This is a genomic window from Lactiplantibacillus garii, assembly GCF_003885105.1.
Taxonomy (GTDB): Bacteria; Bacillota; Bacilli; order Lactobacillales; family Lactobacillaceae; genus Lactiplantibacillus; species Lactiplantibacillus garii.
This window is the reverse complement of the sequence record NZ_QWZQ01000039.1, coordinates 1-21,162: the sequence shown is the minus strand read 5'-3', so window position 1 is coordinate 21,162 and position 21,162 is coordinate 1. Positions and strand designations below refer to the sequence as shown.

Sequence of the window (21,162 nt, the reverse complement as noted above, 5' to 3'; positions counted from 1 at the left end):
TTCAGTCGCCGTGAATCCCCGTTTGCAACCACCACGGAGTTTCTGAAAAACACGCCAGCCTACTAATCCTTCTCGGAGTCGTAAAGTTATTGTTTTCATGGTAGCAAACCCGCCCCCTTTTTTCAAGCACCCAACCACCGAAATCCGGAACTTTCGTGCGTTTCCCGATTAAAATAATAATAAACAATGCTATAATAAGCGGAGAAAAATTTTTATCGGAGGTGACGGGATGACCAACCGTTGGCACCGTCGCGACACCGCGATGCTGCTTTTATTCCTGTTTTGGCTGTACTGGGCCTACGCCGTCTGGTCACGAACCGCCTGGCTGGTCAGCTTTGACCACGGGGTGGCGAACTGGTTGCACCACACGCCGGCGTGGTTTCAGTCGGCCATGCTGACCTACACCCTGTTTGGTAACCCCCACAGTATGACGGTGATCATCATCGTGGTCACCTTAATTTTAATCATCGGCCGCCAAACGAAGAGTGCCGTGTTCTTCGTGGTCAACGCGGCGCTGCTTGCTGCTTACGGGAATTACTTTATTAAACAAATTATCGAACGGCCGCGCCCAACCGCCTGGCGGTTGACTAACATCGGCGGCTTTAGTTTTCCGAGCGGTCACGCCACCACGACCACCGTTTTAATCGGCAGCTTACTCGTGATCGCCTACGACCTGCTGCAAAATTCGGTGGTAAAGCGTTGGCTACTAGGTCTCGGCCTCGTTGCCATTGGTTTAATGATGGTCAGCCGGGTGATCGTGGGCGTCCACTACCCCAGTGACGTCGTTGGCGGCGCCATCTTAGGCAGCCTGCTGCTATACGTCAGCACCCGCCTCACGACCGGACACCGGACCGGCCAACTCCACTTCAAAAAACGTTCGTAAATTAGTTAGGATACTCTTTGGGAGGGATTCGTTATCCAACTCAGTTCAGCACTAAGTTACAGTCACACTTTGATCAACCAAACCGTTAATCCCGGCGACGTCGTGGTTGACGCCACCGTGGGAAACGGCCACGACACCACCTACCTGGCAAAACTGGTAGGTCCCACCGGCCACGTGTACGGCTTCGACGTTCAGGACGCGGCAATTGCCGCTACCCAAGCGGCCCTGACCGCGGACAAACTGGACCACCAAGTTACGCTGACCAAGACCGGTCACGAAAACTTGAACCACGTGCTCCCCGCCGGCACCGCGGTCAAATGTGCCATTTTTAACCTGGGTTACTTACCGGGGGGTGACAAAACGGTGATCACCACCGCTCCCACCACGCTAACCGCCGTTGAAGCGCTGGAAGACCGCTTAGCCACCAACGGTTTGATTATCTTGATGGTCTACACCGGTCACCCCGGCGGTCAGGACGAAGCCGACGCGCTCAGTCAACACGTCAACGAACTGGATCAACACCAGTTCCAAGTGTTGCGGTACGGCTTTATCAACCAGATCCACACACCACCCTACCTGATCGCCATTCAAAAACGGTAATGACCACGGCGACCAAATTTATTTCTGATCTGCATTGCCACAACAAATAACGCCCGTCCAGTACTCAGCCTAAATTGAGTGCCGGACGGGCGTTATTATTTTATTTTACAAGTTAAAAATTATTATGTTTTGACTGGTTCAACTTTTCGGCGTGTCGCGCGGCGGTCAGTTGTGGCCCGCGGTCCAACGTATTAACGACGAAGGCTAAGATAACCAGCGCTAACCCGATCCAGTAAACCCAGTGCAGCCCGGTGTACAAAATACCGTGCAGCGTTGGTAACAGGTTCTTGGGCAGGCTGGTGGCCGTTTGCGGGTTGATCAGCTTGTTCATCATCGCCATGTTCGTGCCGGCGTGCTGGGCGATTCCCTGGTTCATGCCGACGTTTAAGGCGATCCCGAAAATCGAGATCATGAGCGTTTGACCAATCGTTCGGCTAAGGGTGTTAAACGAAGTCGCCACCCCAACGTTATCGGCGGAAACCAGGTGTTGCGACGTGACCGTCGTGGCCGTGATGGTGATCCCAAAACCGATCCCGCCGATCGCGGTAATCAGGAAGAACCACAAAAACGGCGTGCTGACCGGCAACAGGGCCAAACAGATGCTGGTCACCAGAATAAAGCTCAGACTGAGGTATAAGATCCGCCGCGGTGCCCACTTAGCGAGCAGGCGCCCGGTCACAAACGAACCGACGATCCACATTAACGAACTCGGCGTGACGGCAAAGCCGGCTAACGACGCCGGTACGCCTAAAATCCCCTGCGTCCAAGTCGGAATGTACACTTCAACCGCCATCAAAAAGCCGCTGACAAGCGCCGCCACCGCGTTTTGAATCACGAAGGTGTGGTTTTTAAATAAATCCATCGAAATCACCGGTTCGTCGGTGTGACTTTCCCGCCGGATAAACAGCCCTAAGCTGAGCGCGCTGACGATCCAGGCGATGATTACCGTGCCCCAGCTAATGGTGGCGTTACCGAGTAGTTGAAAACTAAGCATCAATCCCAGTAAAAACAGCATCAACCAGAAACTGCCTAAGTAATCGACCTTAACCTGGTTATGGCGTTTGGGCTCGCGTAAATAGAATTGGAATAAAAATAGCGTAATCAGCCCGACCGGCACGTTGATGAAGAAGATCCAGTGCCAGCTTAATTTATCCACGATCAGGCCCCCAATCAACGGTGCCAGGACCGAGGCAATCCCCCAGGCCGAACTGTTGAACCCGAGCACCTTGGCCCGCCGTTCAAACGAATAGATGTCGGCAATGATGGTCATTGAAACCGGCATTAACGCGCCGGCCCCGATACCTTGCACGGCCCGCCAAAAAATCAAGATTGGCATCGAGTCGGACAGGCCGCTCATCATCGAGCCGATAATAAAGATGATCAGCCCGGCCTGCATGACCGGTTTACGACCCACCAAGTCGGTCAGCTTACCGTAAATCGGCGTCATCATCGCGTTGGTCAATAAATAAATTGAAAAGACCCAGTTCATCAGCGCGACCCCGTGCAGGTCACCGACGATCGTTGGCAGGGCGGTCGACACGATCGTCCCTTCGATAGCGCTCATAAAAGTCGCCACGTAAATGGCCACCGTTACGGCCATCACGTTTGTTTTCCGTTGTTGCATATTTTCTAATACCCCTTCACTCTCAAATCAAAATCAGTTTCGTTAATTTTCTTGGGACGGCCCCCTTTACCGCGCGCGTCCAGGCCGCAAAAAAAGCGACCCCCTAAAAAAGGTCGCTTTTAGCGTCGAGTACCTACAGACCGTAACGATCTGGCATGCTCGTTACTGTTTTTTATTTAAATTCAGCTTTTAAAGCCGCTACCTTATCCGTGTGTTCCCACGGTAAGTCGACGTCGGTCCGACCAAAGTGACCGTAAGCGGCCGTTTGGCGGTAAATTGGGCGTTGTAAGTCCAACATCTTGATGATCCCGGCCGGCCGTAAGTCAAAGTTCTTACGGATAGCGTCGATCAACGCGTCGTCGCTCACTTTCCCGGTACCGGCCGTATCAACGGCGATTGAAACCGGTTGGGCCACCCCGATAGCGTACGCTAATTGAACTTCGATCTGGTCGGCTAAGCCGGCGGCCACGATGTTTTTAGCGATGTAGCGGGCGGCGTAACTAGCGGAACGGTCCACCTTAGTGGCGTCCTTACCAGAGAAGGCCCCGCCACCGTGGTGGGCAAACCCGCCGTACGTGTCGACGATGATCTTACGACCAGTTAAACCAGCATCCCCTTGGGGGCCACCAATCACGAAGCGACCGGTTGGGTTGACCAGGTAGCGGGTCTGATCATCTAATAATTCGGCCGGTAAAACGGCCTTGATGACTTGGTCGATCACCGTTTGCCGGATTTCGTCAAGTTCCACGTCCGGATCGTGTTGGGTCGATAAAACGACCGTGTCGATCCGTTTTGGTTGATTTTGTTCGTCATATTCAACCGTTACTTGGGCCTTAGCGTCGGGCCGCAACCACTTAATGGTCCCGTTCTTCCGCAATTCGGCAATTTTACGCATTAAGCGGTGGCTTAACGCGATTGGGAGGGGCATCAGTTCGGGCGTCTCGTTAATGGCGTAGCCAAACATCATCCCCTGATCGCCGGCCCCAATTTGATCCAGTGGGTCCGCATCGCCTTCACGCGTTTCCAGCGAGTCATCGACCCCTTGCGCGATGTCCGGTGATTGTTCATCTAAAGAAACTAAGACGGCACAGTTGTCACCGTCAAAACCGTATTGGCCGTCAACGTAGCCAATCGACTTGATCGTGTCACGCACGACCTTTTGAATATCAACGTAGGCCTTGGTTGAAACTTCACCAAAGACCAGCACTAACCCGGTAGTGACCGACGTTTCGATGGCTACCCGTGCTTGTGGGTCTTGTTCTAACATGGCATCCAAGATGGCGTCACTGATTTGGTCCGCGATTTTATCGGGATGACCTTCAGAAACGGATTCGGATGTAAATAAGTGCTTCTCACTCACTGTAAATTCCCCCTTGATTAGTTCGGTTACAAGGCATCTAAGTCACGTTCGGTCATTTTGCAAATGAACGGACTTATCCTTTCGGGAACGGCTCATAACTATATCAGGTTATCACAATCCTTGTTTTTTTAAAAGAATCTTCCCAAATTATTGACGGTTTCACCGGTGACCGTTAGGATTGAAATATTATCTCAATTAGAAAGACGTTGGCCTATGATTCGAATTGGAAAGCTTAAACTCAAGCGTGATTACGTCCATTTGACCGTTTTCACCATTTTACAAAGTATCATTAGTTGGTGGGCCGCCCTCGATTACGGCCGTTCGTTTGAAACCGCGCAGTTCTCGGCCGCGCAACTCCCCCTGATTGGCTACACGCTGGCCGTGTCCGCCGCCATCTTCATTATTTTAGACCGGCGAATTCCCGCGCAGTGGAGCCTGATCGCCATCGGGGTCTCGGTAGCGTTCGCCTTTACCAACATCATTGCCCGCGAGTCCGAACTGTTATACCTGTTGCTTACTTGCAGCGTCTGGCTGTTAGTGCTGGCCGTCCCCCGGTTTGGGATGCAAAACTACTTCGGACTGGTCGTGTTCAGTGTCGTGATGACCTTCACGATTCCGGTCGCGGTCTTTGACCTGCAAAACAACTACCTCTCCACCACCTTTTTATGGGAACTGACCCCGCTACTAACTAGTTACGTATTTTTATACGTTCCCAGTTTTAGTCACCAGCGTCAGATCAACCAAATCGTGTCGGCGGTCACCGGGGCGTTGCTCGTGGTCGCCATCTTCCTGCAGCCGCTGACTTGGCAAACCATCGTGGCGATCTTAATTGTGATTGCCACCTGGTTTAGTCAGCAGTCGTTTGGCCGCACCCGCTGGCATTTGATGATCAACGCCGCGGTGCAGGTCGTGTTGATGTTCCTACTATACTAAGCACGTTTCCCAGTAAAATAATTAAGCGGTCGTAATTCTCAGATATAACGAGAATTGCGACCGCTTTTTTGCTACTTTTTTAGTTTTGACGCACTAACCGCGCAATCGTCTGAATATCCTTCGGCGTGGTGCGGCAACAGCCGCCGATAATGTTAGCGCCGGCCGCCAGCCACCGCGGTACGTAGGTGTCAAACTGGTGACTGCGCTCGGTCGGTTGCCAAGTCTTCGTTTGCGGATCATATTCGTCACCGGAGTTTGGGTAAACGATCAGCGGCAAGTCCACCGCCGCCCGCAACGTCCGCAGTGCCGGTTCAACGTTTTCCAGCGTGGTACAGTTGACCCCGACCGCCACGACGTTGGACTGTTGGGCCACCCACCGGGCCGCTTTAGCTAGCGGCGTACCGTCACTCAGCGTTTGCGGGTCACGAATACTAAAGCTGACCCAGTAACGCTGCTGCGGCCACTGCTGGTTGATCAGGTGCACGAGGGCTTGGACTTCGTCTAGTCTGGGCATGGTTTCAACCGCTAGCAAGTCCACCCCAACAGCCATGATTAGTCCCAAGCGTTCACGGTGAAATTCCTGGTAGGCCACTTCGTCGAGGTGGTACTTGCCGGTGTACTCACTGCCGTCGGCTAAATAGGCGCCGTACGAGCCGATGCTGCCGGCAATCAGGGCCTGAAAATCAGGGTGACTGGCCGCGTAGTCCGTCCGGGCTTCCTGAGCAATTTTAACGGCGTCTTGAATTAATTGGCGGGCCCGCGGTGCCGGGATCCCGGCGTGCACGAAGGCCGGGACGTTCGCCTGGTACGTATTGGTGATCGTAATTTGGGCGCCGGCGTCAAAGTAACTTTGGTGGACCGCCGCGATGGCCTGGGGATGATCCAGCATGGCGGTTGCCGACCACAACGCGTTGTCGGTCTTCACGCCCCGCTTTTCTAGTTCGGTCGCCATCGCCCCGTCCAAGACGATGGGCCCCCGCTTTAATAGTTCCGGTACGGTTGTCGTTTGCATAAATGGTTTCCTCTCCGCTTAGAAATTATGTTATTCTAATAGCATTGTCGATTTCCTCATCTTATTCTAATTAACACATTCTTGCAAGTCAGAAAGGCCGTTTTAAAATGTCAAAACAAACCCATTTAAGCCGCCAAATGGAGTCCCGGCACGTGCTGATGATCTCCCTGGGCGGCGTGATTGGGACCGGGCTGTTCCTCAGTTCCGGTTATACGATCCACCAGGCCGGGCCGATTGGGACGCTGCTGGCGTACACCATCGGCGCCATCCTGGTTTACCTGGTGATGCTGTGTCTGGGTGAGCTGGCGGTTGCCATGCCCTACACCGGCGCGTTTCACGTTTACGCTAAAAAGTACATCGGACCCGGCACCGGTTTTACGGTCGCCATCCTTTACTGGCTGACCTGGACGATCGCCCTCGGTTCGGAATTTACCGCCGCGGGGCTGATCATGCAAAACTGGTTTCCCCACGTGGCGACTTGGCTGTGGAGCCTGCTGTTCATGGTCATCATTTTCACCGTAAACGCCCTGTCCGTGCGCTGGTTCGCGGAAGCCGAGTTCTGGTTTGCCAGCATCAAAGTCATTGCCATTATCGCGTTCATCGTCTTAGGCGGTCTGGCCATCGTCGGGCTGTTGCCACTGCACGGTCACGCCAGCGCCCCGTTTTTAACCAATTACACCAAAAACGGCTGGTTCCCGAACGGCTTTGGCGGCGTCTTTACCACCATGCTAACGGTCAACTTCGCCTTTTCCGGCACCGAACTCATCGGGATCACGGCGGGTGAAACCAAGGACCCGGCCCACACGATTCCGACAGCAATTCGCACGACCCTCTGGCGCCTGATCATTTTCTTTGTTGGCAGCATGGCCGTAATGGCCGCTTTAATTCCGTACCAGCAGGCCGGTGTCACCCAGAGTCCGTTCGTACTGGTTTTTAAAGAAATCGGCATCCCCTACGCGGCGGACCTGATGAACTTCGTGGTCCTGACCGCCATCATGTCGGCCGCTAACTCGGGACTGTACGCCTCCACGCGGATGTTGTGGTCACTCGCAAACGAAGGGACAATCCCGAAAATCTTTAAAAAGACCACCCAGCGCGACGTCCCGCTTATCGCCCTGATCACCAGCATGGTGGGCGGCGTCCTAGCGTTACTTTCCAGCGTGTACGCCGCCGGTTCGGTCTACCTAGTCCTCGTTTCAATTTCCGGCTTAGCCGTCGTGATCGTCTGGATGGCGATCGCGTTATCCGAGATCAATTTCCGTAAAGCTTACGTGAAGAGTGGCCAGTCGCTCGACCAGTTGGCCTTCAAAACACCGGGTTACCCCATCGTGCCGTGGTTGGCTTTCATTTTAAGCGGGTTATCCTGTTTGTTGATTTGGTTTGACCCCAACCAGCGGATCGCCCTGTACTACACGGTCCCGTTCGTCGCCATCTGTTACGCCGGTTACTACCTGAGCCGAAAATTTAAACCGACCAAATAATTGTTTGTTAAAAAGGGCCCGTTGGGTAGCGCCAATATGCTCTAGTTTTAGTGGTCATACTCGCCGTCCGCTCGGGTTGGTCGTTGGCGCCACGACAATCACACGATTCAGTTAACCAGGACATCCTTCTAGCTTTGATGACTACTTATGAATTTGATAAATAGTGAAATAATTTTAAGAGCTGACGGATAAGTCTTAAAACTAATTGAAATTAATATTGGCAAAGTATCGCCAGCGTAATGACCACATTACACTGACGATACTTTTTTTATTCCTAACGATTAACCACCCAGTTTGGCGCCACCGATCCGTCTAACCGGAGGACATGCAGCGATAGGCCTAGTGAAAAACCTGTTTTAGTCGCACTGTTACAAGAAGAAAGATTGATACCGAGCAGTTTGTTAGCTCAACACAAAGCAGCCTAGGAACCTTACACTGTTGTAAAGTCTTAGAACTACTCCCTTAATATCACCTGCATTTACCCTTAAATCAGGCGCTTTAGTATCTCGGTGTCAAATTTCTTAGTGGTTAATTGTGACAAGTGTTGCGTAATCCACGTGGTATTCTTATTCCACCAGGCTAATTTTTCTAATAAGGCGATGGTCTCATCATCATAGCGATAACGAATAATTTTGATAGGATTACCTCCTACTATTGCATAGGCCGGAACATCTTTTGTCACGACACTATTTGCGCCAATAATTGCACCATCCCCAATTTTAACGCCCGGCATCACCGTTACATTTTGACCAAACCAGACATCATTACCAACCACCGTATCACCCTTCAACGGTAAATCTGCCAAATCTGGGACGTTTTTAGCCCAATCTCCCCCGATAATGTTAAACGGATAAGTTGATATCCCCTTCATCACATGATTAGCACCATTCATAACAAATTCAATTCCTTTAGCAATGGAACAAAATTTACCGATTATCAATTTATCGCCGAGAAATTCATAATGGTGTGTCACGTGATCTTCAAACTTTTCTGGTGAAACTGGATCATCGTAGTAAGTGTAATTTCCAATTTCGATATTAGGCCTTGTGATAACATTTTTGATAAATACAACTTCTTTAAGTTCTGGATTTGGATAAACTTGATTGGCATCTGGAATTCGCATTGTTTTCACGCTCCTCTGATAATCAAAATTATAGCCTTCTAAAACCACAACGGCAATTTCAGAAACGCTGGTCGTTTATTACGAAGATATCGTGTTCAACCGTTCTATCACTGGCGCGTCCGCTGAGGTTCAGGACCATTAATTAGTCCCAGCGCTGCCAACTGGACGGCAAAAAGCTTTCGCTAACTTAGAGCATATCAGCGCAATCCCGCTAACCACGGTCGTAACGCTTAATCGCTTACTGAGTTGGTTATCAACCGATAACCGTGTTAAATCAGCGTTTATAACGTTTTCATAAAACGATTTATGCTATGATTAATTAAAATTAGTCAATGGAGTTGATGGAAATGCGTCCGGGATTGTTGCTCGTGAATTTAGGGTCACCGGCCACGCCGGAAACGGTCGCCGTGAAAAGTTATTTGCGGGAATTTTTAAGTGACCGCAGCGTTGTTGAAATGCCACCGGCGTTGTGGCAACCCCTGTTACGGGGAATTATTTTGCCAATGCGGGCGTGGCGCTCGGCGACCTTTTACAAGGATTGCTGGTTGCCAAACGGTTCACCGCTGATCGTCCATAGTCAGGCGCTGTGTGAACGGGTGCAGGCGGTCCTGCCCGACTGGGACGTGCGCCTAGCCATGACGTACGGACAACCGGACATCGGGGAAACGCTGCGGGCAATGGCCGCGGCCGGCTGTCAGCGACCGATCGTGTTACCGCTGTTTCCCCAGTACACGCAGAGTACCCACCAGGGGATCATTAACCAGGCCGACGCTTCCGGCGTGCCCTACACGTTGATCAAGCACTTCTACGACCAGCCGACTTACCAAAAATTACTGGCGGCTAGAATTTGGGCCAGTTACCAGCAGCACGCTTTTGACGCGGTGGTCTTTAGTTACCACAGCATTCCGACCGCGATGGTCCGCCACGGCGACCCGTACCAGAACGAGTGCGAAGCAACTACGGCCGGCGTGCTCAACTACTTACCCGATTTACCCGTTGAAAAGGTCGTGACGGCTTACCAATCGAAGTTTGGCCCGCTGCCGTGGTTAAAACCGTACCTACGCAATAAACTAACCGAACTGGTCGAATTGGGTAAACGCAATGTGCTGGTCGTAACCCCCTCGTTTGTTTGTGATTGTTTGGAAACTTTGGAAGAAAACAACGTGCAAAACTACCAGACGTTTCGGGCGAGCGGCGGCGACCGTTTTGAACTGGTGCCCTGCTTTAACGCCGACCCCCAGTTTGCACAGTTTTTAGCGCAGCTGACCGCCCATCCCCGGGAGGTGCCCGTAAATGAAGTCAAGTAACCACAAGAGTTTGGAAGAAATCAACCAGAGTGTCGCCGTCCCCGACGTTTACCAGAGCGCCTTTTGGCAAAAATTCCTCGCGTACAGCGGGCCCGGCGCCCTGGTCGCGGTGGGGTACATGGACCCCGGCAACTGGCTAACGTCCTTGGCCGGTGGTGGTCAGTTTCAGTACCGGCTGCTATCGGTTTTGGCCCTGTCAATTTTAGTGGCGATGTTCATGCAGACCCTCGCCATCAAACTGGGCGTGGTCGCCCGCCAAGATTTAGCCCAGGCGATTGCCGGCCAGTTACCGCGCCCCGTGCGTTACGCCGCCTGGCTCTTAAACGAAGTGGCCATGATGGCGACCGACATGACCGGCGTGATCGGCACGGCGCTGGCGTTAAAAATGTTAGTTAACCTGCCGCTACTCGCCGGCATCCTGCTGACGATCGGTGACGTGCTGGTGGTTCTCTTATTTTTGCGGTTCGGGATTCGCCGGGTGGAAGTGATCGTGTTAGTTGCCATTTTGACCGTCGGGGTGATTTTCGGTATCGAAGTCGCCCGGGCCCACGTGAACGCGACCAGCGTGCTGGCCGGGCTGGTGCCCAACCAGTTGATTTTTAAAAACCACACCGCCCTGGTCCTCAGCCTGGGGATTCTCGGGGCGACCATCATGCCGCACAACCTGTACTTGCACTCCTCACTGGCGCAGAGCCGCCGTTACGACTACCACGACCCGGTGCAGGTCCAAGAAACGTTGCGCTTTGCCAACTGGGATTCGAACGTTCACCTGATCGCGGCGTTTTTGATCAACGCGTTGCTCCTGATTTTAGGGGGCAGCCTGTTTTTCGGTCACACCCACGCCCTGGCGAGTTTACAAGCGGTGTTTCACGGCTTACAAAGTTCGGCGGTCGTCGGCACCCTCGCCAGTCCCCTGATGGGCGGCCTGTTCGCGCTGGCCCTGTTGATCACCGGCCTAATCTCGTCAATTACCGGCACCCTGGCCGGTCAAATCGTGATGGAGGGCTACCTGCACATCCGGCTGCCACTTTGGCAACGGCGCTTACTGACCCGCTGCGTCACGCTGGTCCCCATTCTGATTATCGGTGTCCTCGTCGGTTTTAGTGACCAGGCGTTTGAAAACCTAATCATCTACGCGCAGGTCGCCCTGAGCATTGCTTTACCGTTTACCCTGGTACCGCTGGTCGTTTTAACCAGCCGGCAGTCCTTGATGGGCCGCCACGTTAACGGCCCGCTGGTCAAAAGCGTTGGCTACGCGTTAGCTATTATCATTAGCTTATTAAACGTTGATTTAATTATTAATCTATTTTAACCGTAAAAACGGCCCCCTCAGCAGTTCAACCGAGGGGGCCGTTTGCCATCGTGACTAGGATGGTGGATCAATCAACCAGTTCAAAGTAGGATTTGAACCCGTAAGTGATTTAGAGTCATTACAACATTTTAATTTTAATAAGTCAATTCTTATCAAGCTTTAACCCAGACTTTCAAAGTACGGTCGTCAAGGTTAAGAAGCGTTAATCAGTCGGGGGTGTCAACTAGGTACGCCCGTAAGAACGCCTGCTCGTCGGTCGTAGCTTGCTGACCGACCGGGTCCTTTTGATCGACCATAAAGACGTGACCCTTCGGATCGGTTGGGGTCCCGTACATTTTGAAAACGTGCGGAATCCCCTTCGCAGTCAAAAAGCCGTCCAGTTTAGCCGCATTATTGCGTAAAAAGTCGTGCGTGCCGGTACAAATAAAGGTTGGCAAGTACGGCGCCTGCAAGTAATCTTCGGTCGCTAAGCGCGCGCGTTGGGTTTTGACGATTCGGGGTGGGAAGTAGGGCGCCACGGCAGCGGTGATCATCCCGGGGTCGAGTAAAAAGACCGCCGCGCTGTTTAAAACCAGCGCCCGGAACTTTAAGGCGGTTGGCTGGTAGTCAAACTTAGCCCGGTAAACGGGATTAGTTAAGATCGCCGCGTACTGCTCAGCCATTTGCCCACCGGCGCTGTCCCCCATTAGAAACACGTTGTTGGGGTCGAGCCCGTAGTCGGCCGCGTGCTCGGCGACCCAGTGCACGTAGGCGTTGACGTCGTCCAACTGGTCGGGAAAAACCGCATCGGGTGCTAAGCGGTAGTTCGGGTTTACAAACGCGAACCCCCGCTGCGCCCAGTTTAGCCCGAAAAACTGGTAAGTTTCCTTCGTACCGTAGCACCAGCCGCCACCGTGAATGTTGATGATGGTCGGGAGCGGACCGGTCACCCCCGTCGGCAGGTATAAGTCGAGCTGGTGCCAGACGTCGTCGCCCGCGTAGGGTAAGTTGTTCAGCCGTTTAACGCCCGCCACTTCGGTTGGTAAACCGGCGTCACGGCGGTCGTCGTTGGCTTTAAAATCGTGCCGCAATTGTTGAATTGCTTCGTTCATCGTTGGTTGCATATGTAACCGCCTCCATCACCGTTTCATTTTACGCCATTAACTTATCAACCGACAAGGGGCAGTTTATGCTAAAATAAAAACCGTCGTTATCACGAGGATAACCACGGCTACGAAACGAATTGGCTTGAATATACGTGCTATATATTACTTCGTTTCGACCTTAATTATAACAGATAAAAGTTACGGAGACTTTGCAGAGTAATTACAAACTTGCGAAATAGTTTCCCAACTTTTACCCGGCGTCAACTTAAAGCTGGCCCGCCGGGATACATAGAAAGGAAGTTTTACAGATGGTTAAAATTGCGGTACTTTCCGACGTGCACGGCAACGCCACCGCCCTGGCCGCCGTCCTGGAAGACGCCCACAAACAGGGCGTTAACGAGTTTTGGACGGTCGGTGACATGACGGTCCGCGGGCCCGAATCCGAGCGCTGTTTAGACCTGCTTGATCAAGTTCACCCGACTGCCGCCGTCCTCGGGAACCACGAGCAAAACTATCAAAAAGTGCTCAAGGCGACCCCGACCAACTTTACCAAACCAAAACAAGTCATGGCGACGATTTTGACCGCTTACGACCGCCGACAGTTAAGCCCGTTACACTTTCAGCAATTATTACAATTACCGCTGACCGTAACCAAACACGTGGGGCCGTTAACGGTCCGGTTGCAGCACGTCCTGCCCAACTTTGCCAGTGGCCACTCGCTGGCCCCGACCGCCGAGCAAGCCAACTTTGACCAGGCCACGACCGGCGCCGTCGACCTCGTGATCTACGCGCACACCCACCAACCGATCATGCGCTATTCCACGCGCGGACAGTTAGTGTTAAACGCCGGCACGGTCGGGCTGCCGACCGCCATCAACCCGCACTTGCGACAGCCCCGGGCATCGTACCTGATTTTAACGATCGACGAAACCGGCCTGCGCGAAACCGATTACCGGCGGGTCGCTTTTGACTGGCGCCAAGCAATCAAAATCGCCCGGGCCGACCACCTGCCCTACTTTGAATTTTACGAACAAACGTTAAAAACCAACGCGTACCAGTACGCGCCAAGTGCTGTCGCCGCTTACAATATCCAGCATGACATGGATAAAATGGCCCGCCTAATTTTAACGGATAACCGCCGCTGAAAAAATCTTGAAAATCGAGGGAAAATAGTTTCATTTTGACGAGATTTCTGTATACTGTTTAAGTCGAGCGTTGAAGCGAAACGCCCGGTTTAAGAGAGGAGTCATCAATATGTACTTTAAACAAGCAACCCTCGATGATCTGGACACGATCATTGATATTTTGAGCGATGGTCGTAACCAGTTGGCCGAAGCCGGGGTCGATCAGTGGCAGGGCGACTACCCGTCCCGCAAACAAATCACGGCGGACATTATGCAGGGCGTCGCGTTCCTAGTTAACGACGACGATAACGCCACGGTCGGCGCCGTCGCGGTCGTGCCTTCACCGGACGCCACCTACGATACGGCTAATGCCAAGTGGTTAAACGAAACCGAACCCTACCGCGTTATTCACCGCGTCGCGATCCACTCCAGCCACGCCGGTCACGGTTACGCGACCCAGTTATTTGAAAAAGTGATCCACCACGTTAGTGAAAAGCATCCCGAAATTAAAAGCATTCGGATCGACACCCACTCGGACAACTTAGCGATGCAACACTTGATCGCCAAGATGGGCTTTGAACGGGTCGGTGAAATGGTCGGTGTTTACCACCAAGACGACGTGTGCTACGTCTACGAAAAATTAATCCATTAATCAAAAATGAACTCAGACCACTTGGTCCGGGTTCATTTTTTTAGTTGGGTCTGAATTTGTGCCAGCAGTTGCTCGTCACGGCGGAGCGGCTGACAGGGCTGATCTAAGAAAAACTCCCGTTGGGCTTGCCGCGCGGGCCGGTCTAAGAAAACGTAACTGCGCGGCGCCACAAAGTTATTAAACGCGACCCGCAGCTGAACCAAACTAATTGGCGTCAGCACGGCTACCCCGGTAATGGGAATGCCGAGTCCCTTTGCGTGGGTGCCCAAGTAAGCCCGGACCGCCTGGGGATCATCATTTTGCAGGACGGCTCCCAGTTGGCCTAACACAATTGGTGACGCCACCACGGCCGGCGCACACTGGACGTATAAGCCCACGCCCCCCGCGCGACCCGTCACGTACACGAACGCTTGGAAGGCCCCCTGATAAAACCGCCGGCGGTACTCGAGTCGTTTCGTGCCGGCGACCATGGCCGCGGCCGGTTGCGGGTGCGTCGAAAATAACAGTGTCGGTAACGCTGGTTGATAATAATCCCGTCCAGTTGGCATGCCAACCGCCCCCTTCGCCTGTTAGTATACACGCTTTGACAATTTAATGAACCACTATCAAAATAATAATATTTAGCGAACGATAAATAGTTTGTGTTTTTAATCATTCGGAATAGTTCCGCAATTTACTGGAAAATCACCGAATTTTATAGTATATTGTTCGTATCAAGAGCAAAGGTGGAATTAATTGTGCATTGGTTAGCAGATCTACTGGCAGCCGTGGGGGTCGTTTTAAACGGCATTCCGCAGGGGATCATGGCGATGACGCTCGGATTCGCCGTGTTTCCGACCGCCTTTTCATTTGGCTTAGCCGCCCTGGTCAACGGGGTCGCCGGCTCAGTCGCCCGATTTCCTTTCAGGCGGAATCCCTGGCGTTGACCGGACATTTAGGTAAGAACTTACGCGAACGGACCTCGATCATCTTCTTCGGGGCCGCGATCATGTTAGTCATTGGGTTTACGGGGTCGTTGACCAAGATCGTGGACCTGTTAGGTAACCAGATCATGGCGGGCATGATGGCCGGCGTGGGCCTGATGTTAGCCAAAATCGCGTTGCAGATGACCAAGGAACAGCGCCACTTCGGTTGGTTATCGATTGGGCTGGCGGCCGTGACCTACGTCGTTAGCAAGGACCTGGTTTGGACGATTGCCGTTTCAGTGATTGGGACGAGTTTGTACGCGGTCGTCGGGGAACACTACCACGTGACCCTGCCCGAACACGTTACCGCGCGCAAGTTTCAGTTCGTCAAACCGCTGGTCAACTTAAAAATCATGCGGGGCGCGTTGAGTTTGGCCTGCTTAAACATCGGGGCAAACATTTCCTACGGGTTGATCACCGGCCAAATGACCGGCCAAAAACCAAACCCGGTCAACTTGAACCTGTTGACGAGTACTCAAGCGCTAGCCGACTTTGGGACCAGTTTACTGGGTGGCGCGCCAGTTGAAACGATCATTTCCGCGACGGCCAGCGCCCCGGAACCCGTAATTGCCGGGATCTTAATGATGGTCATCATGGCAATCATCCTGTTGATGGGCTGGTTGCCAAAGGTTGGCCAGTACGTGCCGAGCGCGTCAATTGCCGGCTTTCTGTTTATTTTAGGCGCCGTCGTGATTTTTCCGGAAAACGCGGCGACCGCCATGCACGGTTCCATGGGAACGGTCGCCGGTATTACGCTGGTGATCACCGCCCTCGTTGATCCGTTCACCGGGTTACTGAGTGGCGCCGTGTTGAAGTTTGTTTTACCACTATTAGGATTGGGGATCTAACATGTCAAACACTTACGAATTAACCTTGGGGCCGCTTAAGCGGGAGTTACCGTTAGTTAAGATCAGCCCCACGACCACGATTGCGTCGTTCGTTTTACTCGGCGACGCCGAACTGACCGAGTACGCCGCCCAGCAGTTGAGCAAGAAACTGAACGGAACGGACTTCGACTACTTAGTCACGATGGAAAGCAAGGGCATCCCGTTAGCGCAGGTTTTGAGTGATACGACCCACCACCCGCACTTCATCGTGTTGCGAAAAAGCGTTAAGGATTACATGCACGCGCCGCTGACCGCGGCCGTTCACGCCATTACGACCAGTTCGGACCAGCAATTAGTTTTAGACGGCGCAGACGCCGCCCTGCTAAAGGGTAAGCGCGTTGTGATCGTCGACGACGTCATTAGCAGTGGCGGTTCGTTAAACACCGCACGCGCGCTCCTAGACCAGGCTGGCGCAATCGTCGTTAAGCAGTTAGCCATTTTAGCCGAAGGTAACGCCGCTAGCCGGAGTGATATCGACTTTTTAGCACCCTTACCACTATTTTAAATTAAGCCAAAAGAACCGGGTTAAGTTGCGACTCGTTGTGCAACTCAACTTGATTCTTTTTTTCTGCCCTTTTCGACCAACAACTGAAGTCACTAAAAGCTGATTAATTTTTGGAGGAGTTTCAAATGAACAAACTAATTACTGGGGGACTAGTTTTACTGAGCACGGGCCTTTTAAGTGCGTGCCACCAATCCGCTTCACCGTCATCAGCCAAGCACTCAACAGCCACTGCCCGGCGTTCAACTAAGTCGGTTACCGCCAACAATCGAAAAATTGCGCAGCACGTTGCGCGGGAATTCAACAAAAATGGTCAGGCCGTCACGGTCCGGACGGCTACCGAAGTTATTGATGATCAGTCTAAAAAGGTCAATGGCAAAAGCGTGCCGCATCAAGAAATTCGCGTTTTGATCACTGACAAGCAGGTGCTCAAAGCCGTTAAGGAAGCTAAGACGGCGGTATCAAACCAGACTGCTTCGACAGATCAAAAGATGTACCTAGCCGGGATTCAGGAAACCATCACCAAGGCGGCGCGGGAGTTAAAGGGGCAAGACACCCTCACAATGGGTTACGAGGAAGACGCGGACAACACCGTGCTGGTCGCGGCATCAATGAAAGATAAGGATTTGATCAAACCGGTTGAAATTTCAATCGAATAAGCACAATGGAGCGGTTCAAACGGGTGTTCGTTACTCGTTAGGGCCGCTCCATTGTCATTATTACGTCATCCCCGTTAAAAAGCGAGTTGCTTCCCGAACTGAACGGGTCCTGAACATGGTACGATTAAGTTAATTAATTGACTAACCGAGGTTTTGAAATGAAACACGCCTATAAGATCTACGAACTAATAATTGCCCTGCTCGCCCTCTTTTCAATTGCCATGACCATTTTCGACTTTGCGGGAACCATCAACCTAGCCACGGCACCTTGGAACGTGCTGAACGATGCGATCCTGATTGTTTTCACCTTTGACTACGTTACCCGCCTAATTGCCGCCCGGGACAAACTAAAGTTTTTCAAACATAATATTTTTGACCTCTTAGCCATCATTCCGTTCAGTTCAGTTTTCAGTTTCTTCCGGTTGTCCCGGCTCGTTCGGGTCATGCAACTTTTCCGAATTTTTAAACTGGTCCGACTGATAGGTTTTATCGGCAAGGCCCAGCACCAGTTAAAACGTTTCGGCCGAACGAACGGTTTTATGTACTTATTGTGGGCCTGTATCGCCCTCCTACTGGTCTCGGCCACGGTTTACGCCATCGCAGAAAACGTCTCGTGGGGCAACGCGTTTTGGTGGGCCATTGTCACGGCAACGACGGTCGGTTACGGCGACCTTTCGCCGCACACCTGGGTCGGCCGGGCAGCCGCGATTTTACTGATGATCGTGGGCGTCGGCTTCATCGGGATCCTCACCAGCACCATCGTAAACTTTTTTGGTCGGGACCAGGAAACTAAGTTTGATAAACTGTATAACCAGATGAAAAAGCTTGAGGAACAGAATAACCGAATGGAAGCCGAGCTTAAATCGTTAAAAAAACACCAAGATTACCTTAACCACCGCTCAAAGCAGCCCTGATCACTTGTGACTGTGGTATGCTGACCAGTAATACTTAGAAAGGACGCCTTTAAAAATGCGCTTAATTAACATTGATACCCCCCAAATAAAAGTCCGCTTAGACGTTGATACGGACGGCTTAAAGAAAGCGGCCACCCTCGCTGCCGCCGTCGTACTCACGGCAGCGAGCTTAGTTGTAAGGAGGGTGAAGTAATGGCAGAATATACCGAAGCCAAAAAGCGTGCCAACAAAAAGTGGAACACGCAAAACCGGGAACGCGTTCGTTACACAAACGCCCGCTCAGCGGCCCGCAGCTTTATTAAGAACCGGGCAACCACGGCCGACTTGGATGAACTAGCCGAATTAATGGACGCCCGCCGAACATTATTACAATCCGAATCGCACTAAGTCGACGCACGTTTCGGTACCCTTACCACGGAAATGCAAAACGCGTAAATTACTCAAAGTAAACTGAGCAATTTACGCGTTTTAATGTCTGACCCCCACTTGCTTATTTTTTCAACAATAATGATCGAAGCAACCTCACCCTCACGTTGGTTAATTAGCCATAATCGTGCCATGAAATTAGGTCGGTTTACACATTGTAAAACCAGCCGTTTTAAAAAATTCATCCGTAGAGTCGAGCCAGCTATAAATTGAGAAAAAATTAAATCCATTCGTGTCCCTTAAATGGGGAATCGGAATGGATCTGGCTGAATCAATGGCTTTAGCAACTCGCGGTTCGATTTTGCTTAATCGTTTACGTTTTTGGGACATCCCTTAATCACCTAAAAGTTGACCATAGTAATTATACATATCGACATCACTGATTAATGCGTTTGAACTATCCAATGGTCGTGCATTGCCACGGGCTTTCTGCCACGGTGCTTCAGAATGGGTTAAGCGTTCCAACGAATTACCATCATACTGTCCGTACACACTTTCAACTTGTTCTAATAAATCCAGTAAATCTGGATTACCGACTAAAACATCGGCTGCATGATTGGGACGAGTGATTACATTATAACCAAAGTGTTTATACTTTTCATAAATGGATGGATTAACGGGGCCGTGCACCCACGCTTGAAAATCAGCTTGGAATAGCCGATTATCTAACTCGGTAACATCTTCATTGAAAAACACTAGTGACCAAGCATATGCGTAATATAATAATTTTTGTAATTTTTTAGGGGTAATATTCTGATCGTGTGCAATAAACCAATTAGCAACTTCACCAATATTAGAATAAGCTTCCATCTCGCGTTCCCCCTTCTTTTTCACATCCATCATACCGCGGTAATGTAAAAATTCACACGATTTAGTGTGAGTAATCTGTAAAAAATAATGTCCTTTAAATCCAACAAAAAAGAGTAAGCTGAAAAGCTTACTCTTCTAGGTATCCGTAAGCTTTTCAGCTATCTGATACCGGCGATCGGGGTCGAACCGATACTCCCTCAACGGGAACTGGATTTTGAGTCCAGCGCGTCTGCCAATTCCGCCACGCCGGCAAAATGGAGATTGGAACCATGGAAATAAATACTGATCAGGATTATAACCTTTTCAGGAAAGGCGGTAACCGGATTTGAACCGGTGATGAAGGTTTTGCAGACCTCTGCCTTACCACTTGGCTATACCGCCATCATTTCTTGCCCAAACCCAACTGGGTTAGCTGGATTCGAACCAGCGCATGATGGAGTCAAAGTCCATTGCCTTACCACTTGGCTATAACCCAATCAAAGGGCGGTAGGTGGGAATCGAACCCACGCGTGCTGGATCCACAAACCAGTGTGTTAACCACTTCACCACTACCGCCATCATGGCAGGGATAGTAGGAGTTGAACCCACACCGACGGTTTTGGAGACCGTTGTTCTACCATTAAACTATATCCCTATAAAGAATGGAGGGGAGTGGATTCGAACCACCGAACCCGAAGGAGCGGATTTACAGTCCGCCGCGTTTAGCCAGACTTCGCTACCCCTCCATAAATGGCGCGGGACGGAATCGAACCGCCGACACATGGAGCTTCAATCCATTGCTCTACCGACTGAGCTACCGAGCCATATCATTCTTCATGATGGTAACTATTCAATTAATGATGAAACCTAATTCATCAATGGAGGATACAGGGCTCGAACCTGTGACCCTCTGCTTGTAAGGCAGACGCTCTCCCAACTGAGCTAATCCTCCATATAAATGACCCCTACGGGATTCGAACCCATGTTACTGCCGTGAAAGGGCAGTGTCTTAAACCACTTGACCAAGGGGTCATATTAAATATATCTAACTAACGGAGAGTAAGGGATTCGAACCCTTGAAACAGGTAATACCCGTTTACAGCATTTCCAATGCTGCTCCTTCAGCCACTCGGACAACTCTCCATGGCTTACGTAGATAACTCCGACAGGCGGGCTCGAACCGTCGACATCTTGATTAACAGTCAAGCGCTCTACCAACTGAGCTATGTCGGAATAATCGCATGGCAACGTCCTACCCTCGCAGGGAGCGATCCCCCAACTACTCTCGGCGCTAAGAAGCTTAACTTCTGTGTTCGACATGGGAACAGGTGTATCCTTCTCGCCATCGTCACCACACTACTGAGAACTTGTGCCCTCAAAACTAGCTAATATCAAATATTTCCTTAATGAACCTGAACACCAATTACTTGGTTAAGTCCTCGACCGATTAGTATTAGTCCGCTGCATGCGTCGCCGCACTGCCACTTCTAACCTATCTACCTGATCATCTTTCAGGGGTCTTAC

General features: G+C 51.5%; 20 protein-coding genes, 11 tRNA genes, 2 rRNA genes, 1 pseudogene, 1 riboswitch and 1 other annotated feature (1 of these 36 only partly in view). Of the genes and pseudogenes, 14 read left to right on the top strand and 20 right to left on the bottom strand.

The window, feature by feature from the left end:
* Positions 1-85, bottom strand: a binding site (T-box leader); it reaches 124 nt to the left of the window's first position.
* Positions 86-229: 144 nt separating this feature from the next.
* Positions 230-883, top strand: a complete 654-nt coding sequence (locus D1831_RS10800) for a phosphatase PAP2 family protein (RefSeq protein ID WP_125072941.1) — start codon at positions 230-232, stop codon at positions 881-883.
* Positions 884-955: 72 nt separating this feature from the next.
* A complete protein-coding gene (locus D1831_RS10795) occupies positions 956-1,483 on the top strand; it encodes a tRNA (mnm(5)s(2)U34)-methyltransferase (RefSeq protein WP_125072948.1) in 528 nt (175 codons plus the stop codon).
* 112 nt (positions 1,484-1,595) lie between these two features.
* Here the strand turns inward: D1831_RS10795 and D1831_RS10790 are convergent, their stop codons facing one another.
* Together D1831_RS10790 and metK are read right to left on the bottom strand one after the other, a co-directional pair.
* Complete coding sequence (locus tag D1831_RS10790; protein WP_125072940.1) at positions 1,596-3,107, bottom strand: MDR family MFS transporter; 1,512 nt, start codon at positions 3,105-3,107, stop codon at positions 1,596-1,598.
* Positions 3,108-3,279: 172 nt separating this feature from the next.
* Positions 3,280-4,467 (bottom strand): methionine adenosyltransferase, encoded by a 1,188-nt coding sequence (gene metK, locus D1831_RS10785; RefSeq protein ID WP_125072939.1) that lies wholly within the window; start codon positions 4,465-4,467, stop codon positions 3,280-3,282.
* A riboswitch (SMK box riboswitch) is annotated at positions 4,465-4,570 on the bottom strand. It overlaps the preceding gene by 3 nt.
* A 110-nt stretch (positions 4,571-4,680) precedes the next feature.
* On the opposite strand from metK, the gene D1831_RS10780 reads away from it, so the two are divergent.
* Positions 4,681-5,400, top strand: coding sequence for a hypothetical protein (locus tag D1831_RS10780; RefSeq protein ID WP_125072938.1), 720 nt, complete (start codon positions 4,681-4,683; stop codon positions 5,398-5,400).
* A 79-nt stretch (positions 5,401-5,479) separates the two neighbouring features.
* Here the strand turns inward: D1831_RS10780 and mmuM are convergent, their stop codons facing one another.
* Positions 5,480-6,412 (bottom strand): homocysteine S-methyltransferase, encoded by a 933-nt coding sequence (mmuM, locus tag D1831_RS10775; protein ID WP_125072937.1) that lies wholly within the window; start codon positions 6,410-6,412, stop codon positions 5,480-5,482.
* Between the two features lie 107 nt (positions 6,413-6,519).
* Between mmuM and D1831_RS10770 the strand changes: the two genes are divergently transcribed.
* Positions 6,520-7,893, top strand: a complete 1,374-nt coding sequence (locus D1831_RS10770; protein ID WP_125072936.1) for an amino acid permease — start codon at positions 6,520-6,522, stop codon at positions 7,891-7,893.
* Positions 7,894-8,377: 484 nt separating this feature from the next.
* Here the strand turns inward: D1831_RS10770 and D1831_RS10765 are convergent, their stop codons facing one another.
* A complete protein-coding gene (locus tag D1831_RS10765; protein WP_125072935.1) occupies positions 8,378-9,016 on the bottom strand; it encodes a Vat family streptogramin A O-acetyltransferase in 639 nt (212 codons plus the stop codon).
* A 347-nt stretch (positions 9,017-9,363) separates the two neighbouring features.
* On the opposite strand from D1831_RS10765, the gene hemH reads away from it, so the two are divergent.
* Together hemH and D1831_RS10755 are read left to right on the top strand one after the other, a co-directional pair.
* Positions 9,364-10,323: a ferrochelatase gene (gene hemH, locus D1831_RS10760; RefSeq protein ID WP_125072934.1), complete on the top strand. Its 960-nt coding sequence runs from the start codon at positions 9,364-9,366 to the stop codon at positions 10,321-10,323.
* Positions 10,310-11,635 (top strand): Nramp family divalent metal transporter, encoded by a 1,326-nt coding sequence (locus D1831_RS10755; RefSeq protein WP_125072933.1) that lies wholly within the window; start codon positions 10,310-10,312, stop codon positions 11,633-11,635. Before hemH ends, D1831_RS10755 begins: the two co-directional genes overlap by 14 nt.
* Before the next feature lie 206 nt (positions 11,636-11,841).
* Here the strand turns inward: D1831_RS10755 and D1831_RS10750 are convergent, their stop codons facing one another.
* The gene (locus tag D1831_RS10750) at positions 11,842-12,738 is read right to left on the bottom strand and encodes an alpha/beta hydrolase (protein WP_125072932.1); all 897 of its coding nucleotides are present in this window, start codon (positions 12,736-12,738) and stop codon (positions 11,842-11,844) included.
* A gap of 290 nt (positions 12,739-13,028) precedes the next feature.
* Between D1831_RS10750 and D1831_RS10745 the strand changes: the two genes are divergently transcribed.
* Both D1831_RS10745 and D1831_RS10740 read left to right on the top strand, forming a co-directional pair.
* The gene (locus tag D1831_RS10745) at positions 13,029-13,865 is read left to right on the top strand and encodes a metallophosphoesterase family protein (protein WP_125072931.1); all 837 of its coding nucleotides are present in this window, start codon (positions 13,029-13,031) and stop codon (positions 13,863-13,865) included.
* A gap of 109 nt (positions 13,866-13,974) precedes the next feature.
* Positions 13,975-14,496, top strand: coding sequence for a GNAT family N-acetyltransferase (locus D1831_RS10740; protein ID WP_125072930.1), 522 nt, complete (start codon positions 13,975-13,977; stop codon positions 14,494-14,496).
* Positions 14,497-14,528: 32 nt separating this feature from the next.
* On the opposite strand, the gene D1831_RS10735 is transcribed toward D1831_RS10740, so the two are convergent.
* The gene (locus tag D1831_RS10735; RefSeq protein WP_125072929.1) at positions 14,529-15,044 is read right to left on the bottom strand and encodes a hypothetical protein; all 516 of its coding nucleotides are present in this window, start codon (positions 15,042-15,044) and stop codon (positions 14,529-14,531) included.
* 189 nt (positions 15,045-15,233) lie between these two features.
* Between D1831_RS10735 and D1831_RS10730 the strand changes: the two are divergent.
* The 6 genes and pseudogenes from D1831_RS10730 (at position 15,234) to D1831_RS10710 (ending at position 18,810) form a co-directional block, all read left to right on the top strand.
* A pseudogene (locus D1831_RS10730) lies at positions 15,234-16,309 on the top strand (NCS2 family permease).
* A 1-nt stretch (position 16,310) separates the two neighbouring features.
* Complete coding sequence (locus D1831_RS10725; protein WP_125072928.1) at positions 16,311-16,853, top strand: phosphoribosyltransferase family protein; 543 nt, start codon at positions 16,311-16,313, stop codon at positions 16,851-16,853.
* 125 nt (positions 16,854-16,978) lie between these two features.
* The gene (locus tag D1831_RS10720) at positions 16,979-17,509 is read left to right on the top strand and encodes a hypothetical protein (RefSeq protein ID WP_125072927.1); all 531 of its coding nucleotides are present in this window, start codon (positions 16,979-16,981) and stop codon (positions 17,507-17,509) included.
* A gap of 158 nt (positions 17,510-17,667) precedes the next feature.
* Positions 17,668-18,423 carry an ion transporter gene (locus D1831_RS10715; RefSeq protein WP_125072926.1) on the top strand — a complete coding sequence of 252 codons (756 nt, stop codon included), beginning with the start codon at positions 17,668-17,670 and terminating at the stop codon, positions 18,421-18,423.
* 55 nt (positions 18,424-18,478) lie between these two features.
* Positions 18,479-18,616: a hypothetical protein gene (locus D1831_RS14415; RefSeq protein WP_158610661.1), complete on the top strand. Its 138-nt coding sequence runs from the start codon at positions 18,479-18,481 to the stop codon at positions 18,614-18,616.
* A complete protein-coding gene (locus D1831_RS10710; RefSeq protein WP_125072925.1) occupies positions 18,616-18,810 on the top strand; it encodes a hypothetical protein in 195 nt (64 codons plus the stop codon). Before D1831_RS14415 ends, D1831_RS10710 begins: the two co-directional genes overlap by 1 nt.
* A 372-nt stretch (positions 18,811-19,182) precedes the next feature.
* Here the strand turns inward: D1831_RS10710 and D1831_RS10705 are convergent, their stop codons facing one another.
* From D1831_RS10705 to D1831_RS10640, 14 genes are all read right to left on the bottom strand, one after another.
* Entirely contained in the window at positions 19,183-19,659 is a 477-nt protein-coding gene (locus tag D1831_RS10705; RefSeq protein WP_125072924.1) for a Panacea domain-containing protein, read from the bottom strand.
* Between the two features lie 166 nt (positions 19,660-19,825).
* Positions 19,826-19,910 (bottom strand) — tRNA-Leu (locus D1831_RS10700).
* A 59-nt stretch (positions 19,911-19,969) separates the two neighbouring features.
* Positions 19,970-20,040: transfer RNA gene (locus D1831_RS10695), tRNA-Cys, on the bottom strand.
* Between the two features lie 22 nt (positions 20,041-20,062).
* Positions 20,063-20,134 (bottom strand) — tRNA-Gln (locus tag D1831_RS10690).
* 7 nt (positions 20,135-20,141) lie between these two features.
* Positions 20,142-20,214, bottom strand: a tRNA-His gene (locus D1831_RS10685).
* Between the two features lie 5 nt (positions 20,215-20,219).
* A tRNA-Trp gene (locus D1831_RS10680) sits at positions 20,220-20,293 on the bottom strand.
* 8 nt (positions 20,294-20,301) lie between these two features.
* Positions 20,302-20,384, bottom strand: a tRNA-Tyr gene (locus D1831_RS10675).
* 5 nt (positions 20,385-20,389) lie between these two features.
* Positions 20,390-20,462 (bottom strand) — tRNA-Phe (locus tag D1831_RS10670).
* Between the two features lie 55 nt (positions 20,463-20,517).
* A tRNA-Val gene (locus D1831_RS10665) sits at positions 20,518-20,590 on the bottom strand.
* Positions 20,591-20,597: 7 nt separating this feature from the next.
* Positions 20,598-20,670 (bottom strand) — tRNA-Glu (locus tag D1831_RS10660).
* 21 nt (positions 20,671-20,691) lie between these two features.
* Positions 20,692-20,781, bottom strand: a tRNA-Ser gene (locus D1831_RS10655).
* Positions 20,782-20,798: 17 nt separating this feature from the next.
* A tRNA-Asn gene (locus D1831_RS10650) sits at positions 20,799-20,871 on the bottom strand.
* Between the two features lie 6 nt (positions 20,872-20,877).
* Positions 20,878-20,994: ribosomal RNA gene (gene rrf, locus D1831_RS10645) — 5S ribosomal RNA — on the bottom strand.
* Between the two features lie 71 nt (positions 20,995-21,065).
* Positions 21,066-21,162: ribosomal RNA gene (locus D1831_RS10640) — 23S ribosomal RNA — on the bottom strand; the annotation flags it as partial.